This window comes from Algimonas arctica (genome assembly GCF_014652695.1).
GTDB lineage: Bacteria > Pseudomonadota > Alphaproteobacteria > Caulobacterales > Maricaulaceae > Litorimonas > Litorimonas arctica.
Window position 1 is genome coordinate 351118 of record NZ_BMZH01000001.1, and the last position, 17156, is coordinate 368273.

A 17156-nucleotide genomic window follows, 5' to 3' on the forward strand; every position below is an offset into this window, starting at 1 on the left:
CTTACGGGACGATGAATACATTGTCCTGTAGCTCATCGCCGATTGAGGTGTTGGCTCGAATAACACGGGCGAGGGTGGTGCCACGCACGCGATCAATTTCCGGCGCGGTCAGATCATTCTGATACCAAAATCGGTCTCCATCGCGGAGGTCTGTAAACTGCCGCGTGATGATCGCATGGAACAGAGGGCCTAGGTGTGATCCCGTAATGGCGTCTTCTGACAATCCGCCAATCCAAAGATCAATGTCATCGACGGATACATAACTGGCCGATAGAGCCGCAACGGTTGTTGCATCAGATGAAATCGCGTCAAAACTGACCAGACGCGGCAGCCCCATTGCCACCCGAACGGTATTATAGTCCGGTAGACCATGATCACGACCGCGTTGAATATTCAAGCTTGGCAAGTCGAGCCCGCCATCGCCCGGCGCGCCGAATAGGAAATTACGCAAGGCATTTGTAACTTTAGCATCCACGGTTTGGTGCTTCTGTGCTGCCAAGCCTCGGATAATCGGATCCAGCGAAGTTTCCGATGTTAGCAACATAGGGGCCGTGAAGAAGGCAGACGCGAGGTCGACATGCCCATCGCTAATTTCATCGCCATTGGCGTCCAAGCGGAGCAATTGGTCATTCAGCATAGAGTGACCGAGCCGAAACGCGGCAGCGCTGAATGCGTTATAGATGCTGGGATCAAGCGTCGCGTCATAACCGCTATAGGCGGGTAGGGCGTTTGGACCGAGAAAGGCAGGGAGCCATTCTTCGACCGTAATGATCTGCAGTTTTGCGATCACGAGCCGTCGGGTCAGTTCGAAAATTTCATCTGCCGTATTCTCGGGGAAATCTTGCTCTAATTGCGCCGCTAGTCGATTATGCTCTCGGACCCACAATGTGTGCATCGCGGCGAGGGCGAGTTGCTCATTGACGCGGATATCCCCGGCCAAAAACAGCTGTGTCGGATCAGAAATGAAGCCAATCGCATTGGTGAGTGAGTCCTCGTTAAAAGGCAGCAGGTTGCCGTCACTCGTTTTCATGTAAGGACTGTTCGTTCCAGCACGGAGCGCGGCATTGCGGGTGTTGTCTGACCCATAAATCATGGACCCATCAATCCAGCTCGTAATCTCATTTTCTTGCTCACGTGGCATGGCCGCGGTGATGCCCGTATCCGGATCGTAAAGAGCCCGGTTAAACCCCATCTCGACTGTGCCCGTCCCATCCGGGTCAAAGTATATGTCCCCGCTAGGAATAGCGATGTTGGCCGCTTCTTCCGCACCGTCGGTGAGGTCCATATCGTGATCGAGGAATTGTCCCCATTGCCAGATGAAATCACTGCCAGAGCGTGTATTTGGCAGGGTTTCTCCAGCATTCTGATTGACGACGGCGTTTGAGACGACGCGCGCGCTCACGCGCGCACTGCCCGCCAGAGAACTGACGCCGTCACTATAGGCACTTGGCGCGAGGCGTTGTAGATGAATGAAGGTTCCGCCCCAATCGGGGTTCGCGATATTATTGCTAGTTCCGTCATAGGTCCGAACTTCACGGCTATCGAACATGCGCCGTGCGTCCCGATCATTTCGCGCATTGCGGCGACGATCCCGCCCGTTATCTGGAATGCCCTGTGGTGACGGGCCGACAGGTCCGTTTGCTTCGTCGATGATGGTGAAGCTGACTGGCTGTGCGGCTGTCTGGCCTAAACTATCTTCGGCAAAGAATAGCAGTGTCACTTCGGCATCGTTGCGCACACTTGGCAGCATAATCTCTGTCCGAAGTGCCGCCGCATTGTCGAACCGAACCATTGGTCCGGAGAGTTGTGACCATTCTACCGTGATGCCAGACCCATTGGTCACGGTCCCGGACACAGTGAGCGTCGACCTTTCCAGTGCTGTGTGCGCCGCGTTGACGGTTAGTAAGAGCGGGAATGTGACGGCTGTTTTGGAGGTGGTGTCAGAACTATCATCCCCACCGCAACTTGCGAGAAACGCGGTGGTGGCAATAATGGCGCAATTTGAAAGGTACTGTTTCATGGATAGGTCTCTCGTGAGACGCTATCGCTAACGGTTGGGTTTTGCCCAAAACCTTACGGAATCATGACGGGGAGGCCATAATGGGGGTCCTGATACACTTTATTACAAATGGATATTTCGTCAGGTTGTGCCGTCGTTCTCGTGGTTTCCGTCAGGACTGAACGAATTTATCCTCAAGCAGGTACACCGCTCTTGGAATGGGTCAGGCACCGGACTAGAACGGACCCATGACCGCGACCCTCCGTATTGCTTCTTGCCAACTCAACCCTGTCGTCGGGGATATTTGGGGCAATGAAGCCATGATTGAGACTGGCTATGCGCGCGCGAAGTCGGATGGCGCAGACATAGCGATTTTCCCGGAATTGATGATCATTGGGTATCCGCCTGAAGACCTCGTTTTGCGTCCCACGGTGATTGAAGATTGCCGCAGAGCCTGCCAACGATTGGCGGCTAAAACAGTTGATGGCCCGACGATTTTGCTCACAACGCCGTGGCGGATGGATGACAAGCTCTATAACGCGGCGCTCTGGTTAGAAGAGGGCGAAATTAAACATGTACGGCTGAAGCATCATCTGCCGAACTATGGTGTCTTTGATGAGGCACGCGTGTTTTCGCGCGGACCCTTACCTGACCCCATCGTGTTTAAAGGCGTGACGATTGGCCTGCCGATCTGCGAAGATTTGTGGCAGCCGGGCGTGGCTGACTATTTAGGGGATCAAGGCGCAGAAATTATGCTGTCGCCCAATGGTTCGCCGTGGCGCCGAACGGCGCATGCGGAACGCACAGCGGCACTGGGCGAAAAGGTGTTCAACGAGGGTCTGCCGCTGGTTTATGTCAACCAGATCGGCGGGCAGGATGAACTTGTTTTTGATGGGTCCAGCTGGTCGATGGCGGCGGACGGCACCATCGTGCAATCGCTCAAAAGCTTCGTTGAAGACTATGATGTCGCCGATTGGAAGAAAATTGACGGCACCTGGACCTGTGTAACGGCGAAAATCGAAACGCATCTGTCAGGGCTTGAGGCCGACTGGCGCGCCTGCTGTTTAGGGCTCGGCGATTATGTGAACAAGAACGGGTTCAAGCAAATCATATTGGGACTATCCGGCGGCATCGATAGCGCCATTTGCGCGGCCATTGCGGCTGATGCGCTCGGCCCGGACCGGGTCTGGTGCGTGATGATGCCAAGTGAATATACTTCGTCCGATAGTTTGGAAGATGCGAAGCTTTGCGCGGAGGCATTGGAGGTACGCTACGATATCATTGCCATCGCGCCGGCGCGCGATGCCTTTGCTGACATGTTGGCGCCGCTCTTTGACGGGCTTCAAGCGGATACGACAGAGGAGAATATTCAGTCGCGGGTGCGCGGCCTGACCTTGATGGCGCTGTCCAATAAATTTGGACCGATGCTCGTCACGACGGGCAATAAAAGCGAAATGGCCGTGGGTTATGCGACAATTTATGGCGATATGGCCGGCGGCTTTAATCCGATCAAAGACCTTTATAAGACTGAGGTTTTCGACCTCTGTAACTGGCGTAATGACCATAGGCCGGAGGATTTGTTGGGGGGAAACTCACCGATCCCGCAACGTATCATCACCAAGCCCCCGTCGGCTGAATTGCGCGAGGATCAAAAAGATAGCGACAGCTTGCCGGACTATCCCGTGCTCGACGACATCCTGATGGGGTTGATCGAACAGGAGCTGCCTGTTGAGGCGATTGTCGCGCGAGGTCATTCTAGGGACGACGTAATGCGGATCCAACGCTTGGTTTACATCGCAGAATATAAACGCCGCCAAGCCCCGCCCGGCGTGAAAATCGGCACAAAAAACTTTGGCCGTGACCGCCGTTATCCAATCACCAACCGCTATCGAGATCGCTTTGATGACTGACCCGTCAGGCAGAAAATCCGGGCTAAAACTTCAATTTTTCAGCTTTTTAGTGCCGACATACGAGGCCGGGATCGACTTTTTCATCGATGTCCTTGGGTTTACGCTGATTGAAAATACGAAACAGAGCGAGACGAAGCGATGGGTCCGTGTGGTGGGCCCTGCGGGGGGAGGCGAAATTCTACTCGTCGTCCCGTCAACAGAGCGCCAAACGAATGCCATTGGGTCACAGACCGGTGGTAAGGTCGGGTTTTTCCTGTATGCCGAGGACTTCTCGGCGGAATATGATCGGCTCAAGGCACTCGGCCTCGACTTTCAGGAAGCCGTGCGCAACGAAGCCTATGGGCAAGTTTGTGTTTTCCGTGATCCGTTTGGCAATTTATGGGATTTGCTCGGCCCGCCGTCCTGATCCCCTGACGCGCGATTAAATGCCATCGCCCACTGTTCACGGCAAGCGGGCCGCCCTATAGCGCGGGCATGTCTACACGTGTCCGCTTCGCTCCCAGTCCAACTGGTAAACTCCATGTCGGTAATGTCCGCACAGCGCTGATGAATGTGCTGCACGCCAAAAGTACAGGTGGCGTCTTCATTCTGCGAATTGACGATACAGATGTGGCCCGCGGAACACAAGAAAACGAAGATGCTATCCGTGACGATCTGAATTGGCTTGGCCTGCATTGGCAAGAGACATTCAGTCAGTCAAAGCGCTTCAACCTTTACGAAGAAGCGGCTGAAAAGCTTAAAGAATTAGGCTTTCTCTATCCGGCTTACGATACGGCGGAAGAGCTGGATCGCCAGCGTAAATTACAAGGCGTTCAAGGCAAACCACCGATCTATGACCGTCGCGCGCTTGAACTGACAGCGGATCAAAAGGCTGCTTATGAAGCCGAAGGTCGTCAGCCGCATTGGCGGTTTAAACTGTCTGGCAATTCGGTCAGTTGGGTCGACCTCGTTCGGGGTGAGCAATCCATTGAGACGAGCAGCATTTCCGATCCGGTTCTGATCCGGGGCGACGGCACGTTTCTTTATACGCTTCCGAGCGTTGTCGATGATATTGATGCCAAGATTACCCACGTCATTCGCGGCGAGGACCATGTCACCAATTCTGGCGCGCAGATCGAAATTTTCCGTGCGCTGGGTGGAACAGAATTAATTTTCGCCCATACGCCTTTGCTGGTGGATCGCGATGGCGGGAAACTGTCCAAACGATTCGAGGACCTTTCTCTCTCCATGAAAAAACTGCGCGAAGAGGGTTATGAGCCGATGGCGATCCTCTCTCTTTTGGCCAAAATCGGAACATCCGATCCGGTCGAAGAACGGTTCGCGTTAAAAGAACTGGCAGAAGAATTTTCATTCGAAAAAATTGGCCGAGCGCCAGCGCGATTCGACGATGTTGAGTTGCGGGCCTTGAACGCCAAGATTTTGCACGAAACGCCTTATACTGTGGTCAAAGATCGGCTCGATACGCTCGGCGTTCATGGCGACGAAGCGTTCTGGCTGGCTATTCGGGACAATATTGAAGTCGTCGATGACGCGGCCGGGTGGAATGCGACGCTTTATGCGCCCATGGCGGGCGTGATTGACGCGGATGACAAAGCGTTTTGCGATACGGCTGCGGAACTCATGGACGATGAGGCCGATTGGTCCGAGCTTATTAGAAAGCTCAAAGACCATACGGACCGGAAGGGCAAAGGGCTGTTCATGCCATTGCGTAAGGCCCTCACAGGCCGCAACAATGGTCCGCAAATGGGGCCGCTATTGACCCTCATGGGCGCGGATAAAGCACGGGCGCGACTGCGTGGGCAAATCGCCTAGATGGCTGACGCTCTGGCGCAGCAAGGTCGCGCCTCAATTAAAGCCGGCAGCAAAAGCTTTGCGCTGGCGTCAAAGGTTCTCCCCCCCCGAATTCGGGATGATGCGTCCATGCTTTATGCGTGGTGTCGTTATTGCGACGATGTGATTGACGGGCAGGACATGGGGCATGGTCAGACCCTTGATTACCGCGAGGGGCAGGGCGAGCGCCTCAGAGTTTTGCACGCCCAGACGGCAGACGCGCTCGCCGGTGAGGCCACAGATCCTATTTTTCAGGGTCTGGCGAAGGTTATGGAGCGCAATGCGATCCCGCACAGCCACGCCTTTGAGCTCCTCAAAGGATTCGAAATGGATGCGGACGAACGCGTTTACCAAACCGTCGGTGATATTCTTGATTATTCCTATCATGTCGCAGGTGTCGTCGGCGTGATGATGGCGATGATTATGGGCGTGCGGGAGAAGGCCACTTTGGACCGGGCCTGTGACTTGGGCCTCGCTTTCCAACTGACCAATATCGCCCGCGACGTCATTGATGATGCCAAAGCGGACCGCGTATTTGTGCCGCAAGACCTTTTACTGGACAATGGCGCGCCAATTGAACCCGATTTATTGAGCCAACCGCAGAATTGGCCGGCGGCGCATGACGCGGCCACTGGTTTGCTGGATGTGGCGGAGGGGTATTATGCCTCAGCTCGGACGGGGATTCGCGATCTTCCGTTTCGGTGTGCGTGGGCAATCAGCGCCGCGTTGAGTGTTTATCGTGAAATCGGCGAAGTGCTTCGCCGCGAGGGCCCGGACGCGTGGCACGGGCGTGTCGGCGCGAGTAACAGGCGTAAGATGATATTGGCCTTAGCCGCCGGTGGTCCGGCCATGTTGCGTGCGCGCGTTGAAGAGACGCCAAGAGATGGATTTTACCAGCGTCCGCGCTGATACAAATGCAATTCCAGCTTAATTCCGGTCGAACCGAACGCTTTGTTCGGCGGCTTTGAACAAGGCCGCCGCCTTGTGCTTGGTCTCGGCCCATTCATATTCTGGCGTTGAATCGAGCACGATTCCCGCCCCGGCCCGGACATGTAAGGTGTCGTCTTTCACGATCCCTGTTCGCAGTGCGATGGCTGTGTCCATGTCGCCATTGGCGCTAATATAGCCAACCGCGCCCGCATAAATACCGCGCTTTTCGTCTTCCAATTCGTCGATGATTTCCATGGCCCGGACTTTGGGGGCGCCGGACACGGTCCCCGCGGGGAACCCCGCCATCAGCGCATCAATGCAGTCGAGTCCCTCTTGGATTTCCCCCTCCACATTGGAGACAATATGCATCACGTGACTATAGCGTTCAACGATCGAGCGTTCTGTGACTTTGACCGTTCCCGGTTTCACGACACGGCCAACATCATTGCGACCCAGATCAAGCAGCATCAAATGTTCCGCGCATTCTTTTGGATCAGCCAAAAGGTCTCGTTCATTTTCAATGTCTTGAAGGGATGTCTTCCCGCGCGGACGGGTTCCGGCAATGGGCCTGATGGTGACGATGCCATCGCGCAGGCGCACAAGAATTTCAGGGCTGCTGCCGACAATTTGATGATCATCAAAGTCGAGGAAATAGAGAAACGGTGAGGGGTTCATCCGCCGCAATGCGCGGTATAAAGCAAAGGGACTGGCGACCATGGGCGCGGAAAGCCGCTGCCCGATCACGACTTGAAATACGTCTCCGGCAAGGATGTAATCGCGTGCCGCTTTGACCCGCTTGGCAAAGACCGGCAACGTTGTGCCTAGTGTCGGTATGATCTCTGGGATTTTAACGGTCGAGCTGGGAGCGGCTGGGGTCGGCCCATCAAGGTCTGTAATCGTCGCGTTAATCCGCGCGACCGCATCATCATATCCGCCGCCGGGCGGGACCAATGCCGCGACGATAATCTCTTGTTTGACTTGATCGAAGATACAGACAGTTCGCGGGCGAACCATGATTGCGTCGGGTGTGCAAATCGGATCCGGATTCGGCGCACTTAAGACTTCCACATGACGGACCATGTCATAGCCTAAATAGCCAAATAGTCCGGCTGTCATCGGCGGCAAATCATCGGGTAGATCAAAGGCACATTCGGCGATCAGGGCGCGGAGTGCGTTCAGAGGCTGTCCAGGCATGGCCATGTAAGCCGCCCCATCGCGGGACAGTGACGCCTCTTCACCATTGCTGCGCCAGATCAGGTCTGGATCGAAGCCAAAAAATGAGAAGCGACCGCGTTGTTCACCGCCCTGCACGGACTCAAACAAGAACGCGTAAGGCTTGCCGAGGGCCGCTTTGATGAACGCAGACACAGGCGTGTCGATGTCATTGATGACCCGCGCGAACACGAGTTGGGGGCGTTTTGAGGCGCGAAAGGCCTCTCGGGTTGGCTCTAACGTCGGGGTCATGCTGTTGACCGGAGGAGGCTAGTTCGCGGCGTCGAGATTGAGCACGGCACGGACTTGATCGTCAAAATACATCTGTGGTTTATCGGCCAAGATTGCATCCTGATAAGCGCGGCTAATATCCAGAGCGATCTGCTCTGAGACTTGCCCCCGAATAATATCCAGCATTTGTCCGCCGAGTCGTTCACCCGCATTAGAAATCGTGTCCAAAACAGCAATTTCATAGCCGTTTGCGGTTCGGCTGACGCCGCGTGCGACATCACCGACGTCACCATCGAGTAAGCCAACGAGAACGGCCCCCGATACATTGTTAGGCGGTGCCGCGCGTTGCAGAGCGATTTGTTCGATTTGAACGTTAAGTTCCGACGCCAATGTCTCTAGGCTTTCGCCCTCGCGCACACGTTTGGCCACGGCGACACCTTTTTGTGTCATCGCGTCAGCAACCTGCTCGGCTTTCCAAAATTGTGAGGCTTGCTCACGCACATCGTCAAACGCCTTGGGCGTGCTGTCGATGACATCCGTCACGCGTAGGATGGCCAGACCGCCGTTGGACGTGGCGATAATGTCTGATTCAAACCCAATGTCGCCCGTAAAGACAGACTGTAACAGCTTATCATCTGACGCAATGCCCGGGATCAAGGTGAAGCCAGACAGGCGTATGCCGTCCTGCGTCGTGCCGTTCCGGTCAATATAAGGATAAGAGGAGAGCGGCACGCTGAGGTCTTCTGCGATCTCTTCAATCGTAGCCCCCTCTAAGAGCCGGTCATCTACAACGCGCTCATAATCATTGATTGTGCGCAAAGCTTGGCCTTCGATCACATCTTCCGTCAACTCTTCGCGCATCGATTCAAAATCAGGCACGTCTGCGGGATTTACGGTGCGCACATAGACGACTTCGTATGTGCCGAACCCGGTCGCGGCGACTTGGGCTGTGCCTTCTGCGGCTTCAAACGCAGCGGTGGAGCTGTCGGGATTGATGAGCGCATCTTCTTTGATGCCGTTGAATTGGTCAGCCGATGGCAATCCCAATTCAGCGACGAGCGTGTCGACATCTTCGCCTGTAGAGAGGCGCGCGGCAACGCTGTTGGCTTGATCTTCCGTCGCGACAGAAATGACGCTGACATCGCGGGTTTCGACGGCCCCAAGCTCGCCCGCGCCAATCAGAGTATCAAAACGCTCGCGCAATTGTTCTTCAGTAATTTCAACATCTTGACGAAAATCGAACGGCTCGATTCGGATCATCAGAAAGCGTCGATATTCTGGCGCTGTAAAGCGCGCTTGGTTGGCCGCGATATAAGATTTTAAGTCGGCGTCTGTCGGCTCAGGCTGCGTCTCCAAAACGGAGGAGTCAAAGCGGATCAAACGGGCGCGGCGGATTTCATTGACGAATGTATTATATCGCTGTGCGTAATCACTGGGCGCGACAATACCGCCCATGATCGCGGGCAGGGTCTGTTGCTGCGTCAACGCGGTGATGACGTCTTTTTCGAAATCTGCTTCCGTCATTCTATTTTGGGCAAGAATGGTTTGCAGCGTTTGGCGGTCGAATTCCTGAGTGACTTGGTTGCGGAACGCCTCAATGCTTTCTGCATAACGCATCACATCGCGACTATTCACGCCAATGCCGAGGTCAGCGGCGTCGGCTTCAATGGCGAGTTGTTGTGTGAATTGACTGACGAGCTGCTGGGGGATGCCGCGATCATAAGCTTGTTGCGGGGTTATCCCTTCGCCATTTTCTTCAGCGAATTTTTGCATTTCATTGTTGAAGCTATCCATAAACTCAGATTGGCTGACTTCGGCCTCGCCAACTTTAACAACGGCATTTGTGCTGTTGGGCGAGAAAACGTCCTCAATGCCCCAAACGGCAAAGGCAAGGACGAGTATCCCCACAAGGACCCCGACCAAGATGGTCCGGATTTTAGAGAAGGGGCCCTTAGGGCGGTCATAAATGTCGTCAGCCATAGCGGGCAGCCTGTAGCAGACACGGCCCGACCTGCAAGCAGTTGCGTTCAGTCGTGTAACTTGCCAAATTAGGCGGATGAAACAACTCATCGCGGCCAATTGGAAAATGAACGGACACCCGGATTGGGCGAGTAAGGTGCGGCAGCTCGCCAAACTCGTGCCCGCTCCCTCCGCCGAGATATTGATCTGCCCGCCGCACCTGATTCTGGATACGCTGTCGGCCGCAGCGGACGAGACCTCCATCGCGATTGGTGCGCAGGATTGCTCTGAGTTCAGCGCGGGTGCGCATACGGGCGAATCAGATGCCGCATTACTGGCGGAAATAGGCGCCAGTTACGTTATTCTTGGCCATTCTGAGCGTCGCGCAGCAGGTGAAACGGATGCGCGCGTTAAGGCCAAAGCTGGCCGCGCCATCGAACAGGGGCTCCGTCCGATCATTTGTGTCGGGGAGAGTTTGGCACAACGTGAAGCCGGTTCTGCTGTCTCCGTTGTCGGTGCCCAACTTCAGGCCAGTCTTCCGGATGGCGGCGAATTTGATATTGCCTATGAACCGATATGGGCCATCGGTACGGGCAAAACAGCGACTGTGACAGATATTGCAGAGATGCATACTGCGATTCGCGACATGGTAGGCGAGACCCCGCGCATTCTTTATGGCGGCTCGGTTAAGCCCGCGAATGCACAAGAAATCCTCGGTATTATGAATGTGGGCGGGGCTTTAGTTGGTGGTGCTAGCCTAGAGATGGAAAGTTTTGCGACAATCGTTCAAGCCGCTCATTAGAGCCTGCATTGGAAGACGGTATGGGGCTGCAAGTGAGGTTAACGGCTCGCTAACCATAATAGGCCATGTCTTGCGACAATTGACTCGCGAGATCCTCATGCGCTTAACTCTATTATCCTGTACCGTCGCCTTGATCGCCGCGCCAGCCTTTGCCGCTGACTTGGGAACTTACAGACCCGGCACGCCATATCATTCTGTGATCGTTCCGACCGCCAACGTGTGCGAAAGCCAATGTGAGGGTGATGCACAGTGTCGAGGCTGGAATTATGTCAAAGCCGCGCAAACGGCGCCCGGTGTCTGTGAATTTCAATCCACAATTAGCGCCCCAGTCTCCAGCGCGATTTCGATCAGTGGTGTTAGCGAATCGGCAATGCCGATGTCGACGCGTGTGATTGAAGGCAACACGAATACAATCCGCGTCGGCACAGCCGTTGCACCGAAACCTATAGCCACGACACAGACGAGCCAAAGCGGACGTCAAATTGTACGACACCCTGTGCCAGAACATTATTCTCAAGGGCTATATTCACAGCCCCCATCAACACCCCAGATGGGCTTTCGTCCCGCGCTTGATGGTTACACAGCGGCGCAGCCACAAATGACCCCGCCAACATTGACGCGCGGACCAGCGCGACAGTCGCCTCAAATGCGCAACGTGCGCCCGACCGCTCCGCAAAACATGTCTCAGCCTGCCTATCAACCGCCGCAATATTCTCAACCTTATCAAGGACGTCCGCCGATTGGCCAACCTATAACGCCCACTTCTGCTGCGTCGGTCCAAGGTCAATATGCGCCGACCCCACAGATAATTCCGGCGCAGACTCAAGCGCAAATCTATCGTCAGCCCCAAGGTCAAACGCAAGCTCATGGTCAGCCGCAGCCCTACATGCAGGCGCCGTCTCAGCCGATGCCGTCTCAGCCGATGCCAAGATCTTCAGTCAACAATCCGGTGAGCTGGGATTCGATCCGTCAGACACAAACGGCCCCGCAACAGCAGAGCCTCTATGGTCAATTAAATGATGATGTGCGTTCATCTGCGCCGATGCCGACTGTGCCGTCATATCCGACGCAGCCTGTATCGCAGTTGCCGCTTGCGGGGGCTCAGCCGCGCTAGCGGGCAACCATAACGACAAGACGGCGGACGCCAGCCACTAAGGCCGCGCCGCTGAGGCGGAACCAGGCAAAGACAACGAAAAAGACGAAACAGACAGACACAGATGTTTGCAATCGCAACGCCAATTCAGGTGATTCCATTCCAGCAAGCATTACGGTTTGTTCGCCCCCTGCGATGGCCGCGATCAGGCCAATGAAGAGCCACAATCCAACCCAATAAAAGTTGAGCAAAGGTGATTTTCGCTCATACGTCGCTGGCAAAAAGCATAGGCCCACGACAACAACCGTAATTGTGAACATAATGAGCGAGGGGAGGTATGGTGTAAACGACATGGGGACCCTTAATTAGCGTGCCCGCCATACCCTGCAAGACTTCTGCCAATACAGGTCGAATGCCAATTTTGTCCTAACGACGCTCTTTTGTTGTCAAGAAACGGATGTCCGGGTTTTTCTCTTGCGCATAACCAATATCCCACGCTGATTTGGCCAGAAAAACAGGGTCGCCATCAATGTCTTCCGCCATGTTGACCGTGTTTTTGTCGACGAAATATTTGAGTTTGGCAGCGTCGTCCGATGTGAGCCAGCGCGCGGTTTGATAGGGCGGCACTTCGAATTGCACACCCAGACCATATTCGGTTTTAATACGCTCGCGCATCACATCAATTTGCAGGGACCCGACAGCGCCGACGATCATATCCGCCCCAAGCGCAGGCTTAAACAATTGCGTGACGCCTTCTTCGGCAAGTGATTCCAAGGCTTTACGCAAATGCTTTGCCTTCAACGGATCTTCTAACCGCGCTCGACGCAGTATCTCTGGCGCGAAGTTCGGGATGCCTGCGAATTTAACTTTGCCACTTTCTGATAGGCTGTCTCCAACCCGTAAAACACCATGGTTCGGAATACCGATGACGTCGCCCGCATAGGCCTCTTCCGCTAATTCGCGGTCCTGTGCGAAGAACATAACCGGATTGTGTACATTCAGACTGCGGCCATCGAAGCTTTTGAGTTTCATGCCGCGTTTAAACTCACCGGATACCATCCGGTAAAACGCCACGCGGTCGCGGTGGTTCAAATCCATATTGGCTTGTACTTTAAAGACAAATCCGGTGACTTCTTTATCTGTTGGATCGATCTGAATATTCTGACCTGCTTTGATGGCTGGTTCAGGTTGTGGTGGAGGCACCAGCTCGGCCAGCGCGTCGATAAGCTCTAGCACACCGAATTTGCGCAAGGCTGAACCGAAATATACCGGCGTCATATGGCCTTCGCGGAAAGACTGTTCATTGAAATCCGGATATTCACGCGCAAGCTCCGCTTCTTCGCGAAACTCATCTAGCAACGCGTCATCGTTAAAATGTGTTGTGATGGAATCGCCGCCCACGGGCATCCAACTATGGTCTTTCCCTGATTCCGGCTTTTCAAACGCCAGAAACTTTTGGGTTCGCAGATCAACGACCCCTTTAAACCGTCGGCCGGATGCGGCGGGCCACTGCATTGGTACAACATCCAGCGCGAGTTTATCTTCAATCTCACTAATCAAATCGAACGGATCGACGCCTTCGCGGTCAAGCTTATTGATAAATGTGACAATCGGAATGTCGCGCAAGCGGCAGACTTCGAACAGTTTTAGCGTCTGCGGCTCAATACCTTTAGCAACGTCGAGCACCATAACGGCGCAATCCGCAGCCGTTAGTGTCCGATACGTATCTTCTGAAAAGTCTTCGTGGCCCGGTGTATCCAGCAGATTGAAGGTCAAGCCACGATGCTCAAACGTCATGACGGATGAGCTGACAGAGATGCCGCGTTCTTGTTCGATTTTCATCCAATCGGATTGTGTCCGGCGGGCTTCGCCGCGCGCCGCGACTTTCCCGGCCTGATGGATAGCGCCGGACGCCAGCAGCATATTTTCGGTCAGCGTCGTCTTACCCGCATCGGGGTGAGAGATGATGGCGAATACGCGCCGGGTGAGCGGCTCTGTCTGGAGGGCTTTGGACATGTGGGGCGAGGTAGCGGGGTGAGGGCGGACGGTAAAGCGCGCGATGCCGTTTAATCTTTGGGTTTTTCCGCGATAACATCGCGGAATAGCGACGCTCGCTTGTGTTTTGACAGGTCTTCTTTGGACTGCGAGGGAGCGCAATGAGCAAACTATCGAATCTAAATTACAAGAAGGCCGTTAAAGCCGGAAAACATCTGGATAAAGCGGCAGCGTCATTACCCGTCTTAACGTCGATTGCCTGGAGCCCCGGGATGAAGACGGCGTTTCTCAATAAAGGGACGATGCCAAACCCTACTTATGCGTCTGTGCCAACAGATAAAGCGCGGGAGGAAATTTTGGCCGCGAGGGCCCTGATCGATTGCGATCACGTTATTGCGGAATGGTTGAGGCGCCTCAGCGATTCTTTGATGAGCACGGTCGGGCTGATCGAAACGCGGGGAACGCCTGAGTTTTTTACGCATTCAACGGCGCTTTACGGACGGCCGACGCGGTTAATGCTTGATGGTCAAACTAAAGTTCTCGATCTTGCCAAACATATGGACCAGTCCCTCGAAGGGCTCGATTTCGAACGGTTAGTGTTGGAGGGGGCTGAAAAACACCTGACGGACGCTCAGTTTGCGCGGCAGTTACGGGCGCGCTTGTCCCGGCATTTCCAGACGGATGCCCCGTCTGTTATTATTAGCCCGAACGTCACGGCCAAAGCGGCCGCGTCCTCTACCCGTATTCGTATCCGGCAAGGCGCAACCTTCACAGAACGGGATGTGGATCAACTCCTGCATCACGAAGCGCTCATTCACACGGCAACGGCGCTCAACGGAAAAGCGCAAAAAGATTTCCCGATTCTCGGGCGGGGCCATCCCGGCACAACCGAAATCCAAGAAGGGCTCGCTGTTTTTGCAGAAATCATCACGGGCTCTATGGACCCTAGACGATTTAAACGCCTGTCAGGTCGCGTGTTAGCGATTCAGATGGCTGTCGACGGGGCAGATTTCAAAGAGGTTTATGAGTTCTTCCTCAACCGGAATGATGACCCGTCCCAATCTTATGACAATACGCGGCGGGTGTTTCGCGGGGGCGTGATCTCGGGCGGCGCGCCGTTTACCAAGGATATGGTCTATCTGAACGGGCTGTTACGGGTTCATAACTTTATGCGCACGGTTGTTCGAATGGGGCGGTCTGACCTCATTCGGGTTCTCTTCGTCGGCAAGATGGATATTGAAGATGTGCCAGCCTTGGCGCATTTGGCCGCAAACGGGCAGCTACAAACACCGCGCTTTATGCCGCCGTGGGTCAAGGATTTGCGTTTCCTCGTGAGCTACATGGCTTATTCGAGTTTTCTTAATCGCGTAAAGATGCCCGGCTTTCAAAGCTATTACGAAGAAGAACTCAAAGAAGTGCCGGATGTCTGGTCGCTAATGGGGCACGAGCGCGTAGATCAATCGGGCGGCGACATTATTGATTAGTGACGTTTCTTTTGTAAAATCAAACCCGTGTGGCGTTTCTACGAGAAATCGACCGGGTGTCGTCAGATCAGAGCGCGAGAAAATCAACGTCGTCCCGTCCGGAAACCCACTCGTAACATTGGCTTCGAGGGCAAAAACCTGGGCGTTCTCTGTGGCTAAGGTAATATAGCGCGTTGGCTGCGCCTCAGTTGGGTTTTTCCCATCAAGGGGCCAGTCATAGACGGGAATATGGCGGATCGGTTTGGCGAGATATTGATTGGCGGGGTCTTGTCGGGCCGGTAACTCGCCGGACAGGAGCCATGTCGTATCGACCTTCAACGTTTCGGCAATCCGACTCAGCGCGTCAGGGCGCGGAATGTGTCCGCCGCGTTCCCAGTTTGCTATGGTCGGTTGGGAAACATCGACAAGTTTGGCAAATTCCGACTGTGATAGACCGTGTTTTTTTCGCGTTGTTTTTAGACGAAGTGCCAACGACATAAGCTAACTTATATTTTTCTCGAATTAATCAACCACCCAAATTAACCTTTTGGAAGTAATTCGCTCGATTGTTCAAAGTCTTGGATTTATGATCTGGCGCTGAACCATAGAAATCGTGATAAGTCTTACAAATATTACATAAGAAAGTTGAACTGCGGTTGTTGTGTTTTCAACTGTGTTTCCTTAAGTGGAGGCTTGGGAAATGCTAAACAAATTGTCTTGATGTGCTCAAGCACCGAGGCAGATATTAAAAACTATAGGAAATACCACCATGAAGGGTGATTATTGCACGCGCGAAGGCGCCGAGCGTTTGAAGCAGCAAATTGAGGCCTATTGGGCCGAACGTGGCCATGACGTCAAAGTGAACCTTGTCCAAGGCGGCTTTTTGGCCTCCATGCGCTCGGCTCGCACCGATGTCCGCTCAAACCTCGTTAACGGTGTACCAGGCCGTGCCAAACAAGACTTTGGCTAAAATCTGGACCTAAAGCAATTGGCTTAGCGCGTTAGCGCTGAACCATATCGATTTATAAGGGCCGGTGTGAGGGTGCGGAATGTCCGCAACCGCGCGTCGGCCCTTAATCGTATTTGCGGACTGTGGCTGTAGCCATAGGTCATTAAGACCGCAAAAGCGCCTGCGCGCTGGGCTGCCCCCATGTCAGGCAGACTGTCCCCGACCATCACAATCCGGGCGCTGTCACGATGTCCGGCCGCCATATAGACATGCCGCGGGTCAGGTTTCGCCCGGGGCGCTTCATCCCCGCCAACAATTGCGTCGAACCAATGCGTCATAGCCAGCTCATGCAAGAGGGGCCGCGCCAACCAACCAGGCTTATTCGTACAAACGCTAAGGCTGGCCCCCATAGACTTTAGTTGATCAAGCGTTTTGATGACGCCGGCATAGGGGTTAGAATGCCGGGCAATGTCCTCGGCGTAGCGTTTCAGAAAATCCGCTTGCATTTCATCCAGCCGAGCGGTGTCGACACTGTGATTGGCCCGCGCCAGCGCATCGCTAATCAACCGCCGAGACCCAAATCCCACGACAGCGCGCGCTAGCTTATAGTTGGTTTCGGGGAGCCCTTCAGTTGCGATGACTTCATTTGTGACGCGAACCAAGTCAGGAGCCGTGTCGACGAGCGTACCGTCGAGATCAAAACAAATCGACAGGCCCGAAAGCGATGCTTTGCTAGTCGCCAACGTTTTCACTGAATCCACTCGTGTCATCCGCGTTTCTATC

The 17156-nt window shown here is 54.4% G+C and carries 15 protein-coding genes; 8 read left to right on the forward strand and 7 right to left on the reverse strand.

The window, feature by feature from the left end; all coding sequences use genetic code 11:
• Window position 1: 1 nt before the first annotated feature.
• Window positions 2-2020, reverse strand: a complete 2019-nt coding sequence (locus IE105_RS01685) for a peroxidase family protein (RefSeq protein ID WP_189494733.1) — start codon at window positions 2018-2020, stop codon at window positions 2-4.
• Window positions 2021-2247: 227 nt separating this feature from the next.
• Here IE105_RS01685 and IE105_RS01690 point away from each other — a divergent pair, with 227 nt between their 5' ends.
• The 4 genes from IE105_RS01690 to IE105_RS01705 all read left to right on the forward strand — a co-directional run bounded on the left by IE105_RS01690 (window position 2248) and on the right by IE105_RS01705 (window position 6648).
• On the forward strand, window positions 2248-3909 hold the full coding sequence (locus tag IE105_RS01690; protein ID WP_189494735.1) for an NAD+ synthase: 1662 nt from the start codon (window positions 2248-2250) through the stop codon (window positions 3907-3909).
• On the forward strand, window positions 3902-4315 hold the full coding sequence (locus IE105_RS01695; protein WP_189494737.1) for a VOC family protein: 414 nt from the start codon (window positions 3902-3904) through the stop codon (window positions 4313-4315). Before IE105_RS01690 ends, IE105_RS01695 begins: the two co-directional genes overlap by 8 nt.
• Window positions 4316-4383: 68 nt before the next feature.
• On the forward strand, window positions 4384-5721 hold the full coding sequence (gene gltX / locus IE105_RS01700; RefSeq protein ID WP_189494739.1) for a glutamate--tRNA ligase: 1338 nt from the start codon (window positions 4384-4386) through the stop codon (window positions 5719-5721).
• A complete protein-coding gene (locus IE105_RS01705) occupies window positions 5722-6648 on the forward strand; it encodes a phytoene/squalene synthase family protein (protein WP_189494741.1) in 927 nt (308 codons plus the stop codon).
• Window positions 6649-6666: 18 nt separating this feature from the next.
• Here the strand turns inward: IE105_RS01705 and trpE are convergent, their stop codons facing one another.
• Entirely contained in the window at window positions 6667-8133 is a 1467-nt protein-coding gene (gene trpE, locus IE105_RS01710) for an anthranilate synthase component I (RefSeq protein WP_189494743.1), read from the reverse strand.
• Window positions 8134-8151: 18 nt separating this feature from the next.
• Window positions 8152-10092 carry a peptidylprolyl isomerase gene (locus IE105_RS01715; RefSeq protein ID WP_189494746.1) on the reverse strand — a complete coding sequence of 647 codons (1941 nt, stop codon included), beginning with the start codon at window positions 10090-10092 and terminating at the stop codon, window positions 8152-8154.
• 76 nt (window positions 10093-10168) lie between these two features.
• Between IE105_RS01715 and tpiA the strand changes: the two genes are divergently transcribed.
• A complete protein-coding gene (tpiA, locus tag IE105_RS01720) occupies window positions 10169-10873 on the forward strand; it encodes a triose-phosphate isomerase (RefSeq protein ID WP_189494749.1) in 705 nt (234 codons plus the stop codon).
• Window positions 10874-10970: 97 nt separating this feature from the next.
• Window positions 10971-11987: a PAN domain-containing protein gene (locus IE105_RS01725; RefSeq protein WP_189494751.1), complete on the forward strand. Its 1017-nt coding sequence runs from the start codon at window positions 10971-10973 to the stop codon at window positions 11985-11987.
• Here IE105_RS01725 and IE105_RS01730 read toward each other — a convergent pair.
• Both IE105_RS01730 and IE105_RS01735 read right to left on the reverse strand, forming a co-directional pair.
• Window positions 11984-12319 (reverse strand): hypothetical protein, encoded by a 336-nt coding sequence (locus IE105_RS01730; protein ID WP_189494754.1) that lies wholly within the window; start codon window positions 12317-12319, stop codon window positions 11984-11986. The genes IE105_RS01725 and IE105_RS01730 overlap by 4 nt on opposite strands.
• A gap of 73 nt (window positions 12320-12392) precedes the next feature.
• Window positions 12393-13982: a peptide chain release factor 3 gene (locus IE105_RS01735; RefSeq protein ID WP_189494756.1), complete on the reverse strand. Its 1590-nt coding sequence runs from the start codon at window positions 13980-13982 to the stop codon at window positions 12393-12395.
• Window positions 13983-14122: 140 nt separating this feature from the next.
• Between IE105_RS01735 and IE105_RS01740 the strand changes: the two genes are divergently transcribed.
• Complete coding sequence (locus IE105_RS01740) at window positions 14123-15445, forward strand: peptidase MATCAP family protein (RefSeq protein ID WP_189494759.1); 1323 nt, start codon at window positions 14123-14125, stop codon at window positions 15443-15445.
• On the opposite strand, the gene IE105_RS01745 is transcribed toward IE105_RS01740, so the two are convergent.
• The gene (locus IE105_RS01745) at window positions 15395-15922 is read right to left on the reverse strand and encodes a helix-turn-helix domain-containing protein (protein WP_189494762.1); all 528 of its coding nucleotides are present in this window, start codon (window positions 15920-15922) and stop codon (window positions 15395-15397) included. The genes IE105_RS01740 and IE105_RS01745 overlap by 51 nt on opposite strands.
• 271 nt (window positions 15923-16193) lie before the next feature.
• On the opposite strand from IE105_RS01745, the gene IE105_RS01750 reads away from it, so the two are divergent.
• Complete coding sequence (locus IE105_RS01750; protein WP_189494765.1) at window positions 16194-16394, forward strand: phosphoglycolate phosphatase; 201 nt, start codon at window positions 16194-16196, stop codon at window positions 16392-16394.
• A gap of 23 nt (window positions 16395-16417) precedes the next feature.
• On the opposite strand, the gene IE105_RS01755 is transcribed toward IE105_RS01750, so the two are convergent.
• Complete coding sequence (locus IE105_RS01755; protein ID WP_189494768.1) at window positions 16418-17143, reverse strand: HAD-IA family hydrolase; 726 nt, start codon at window positions 17141-17143, stop codon at window positions 16418-16420.
• Between the last annotated feature and the right edge of the window lie 13 nt (window positions 17144-17156).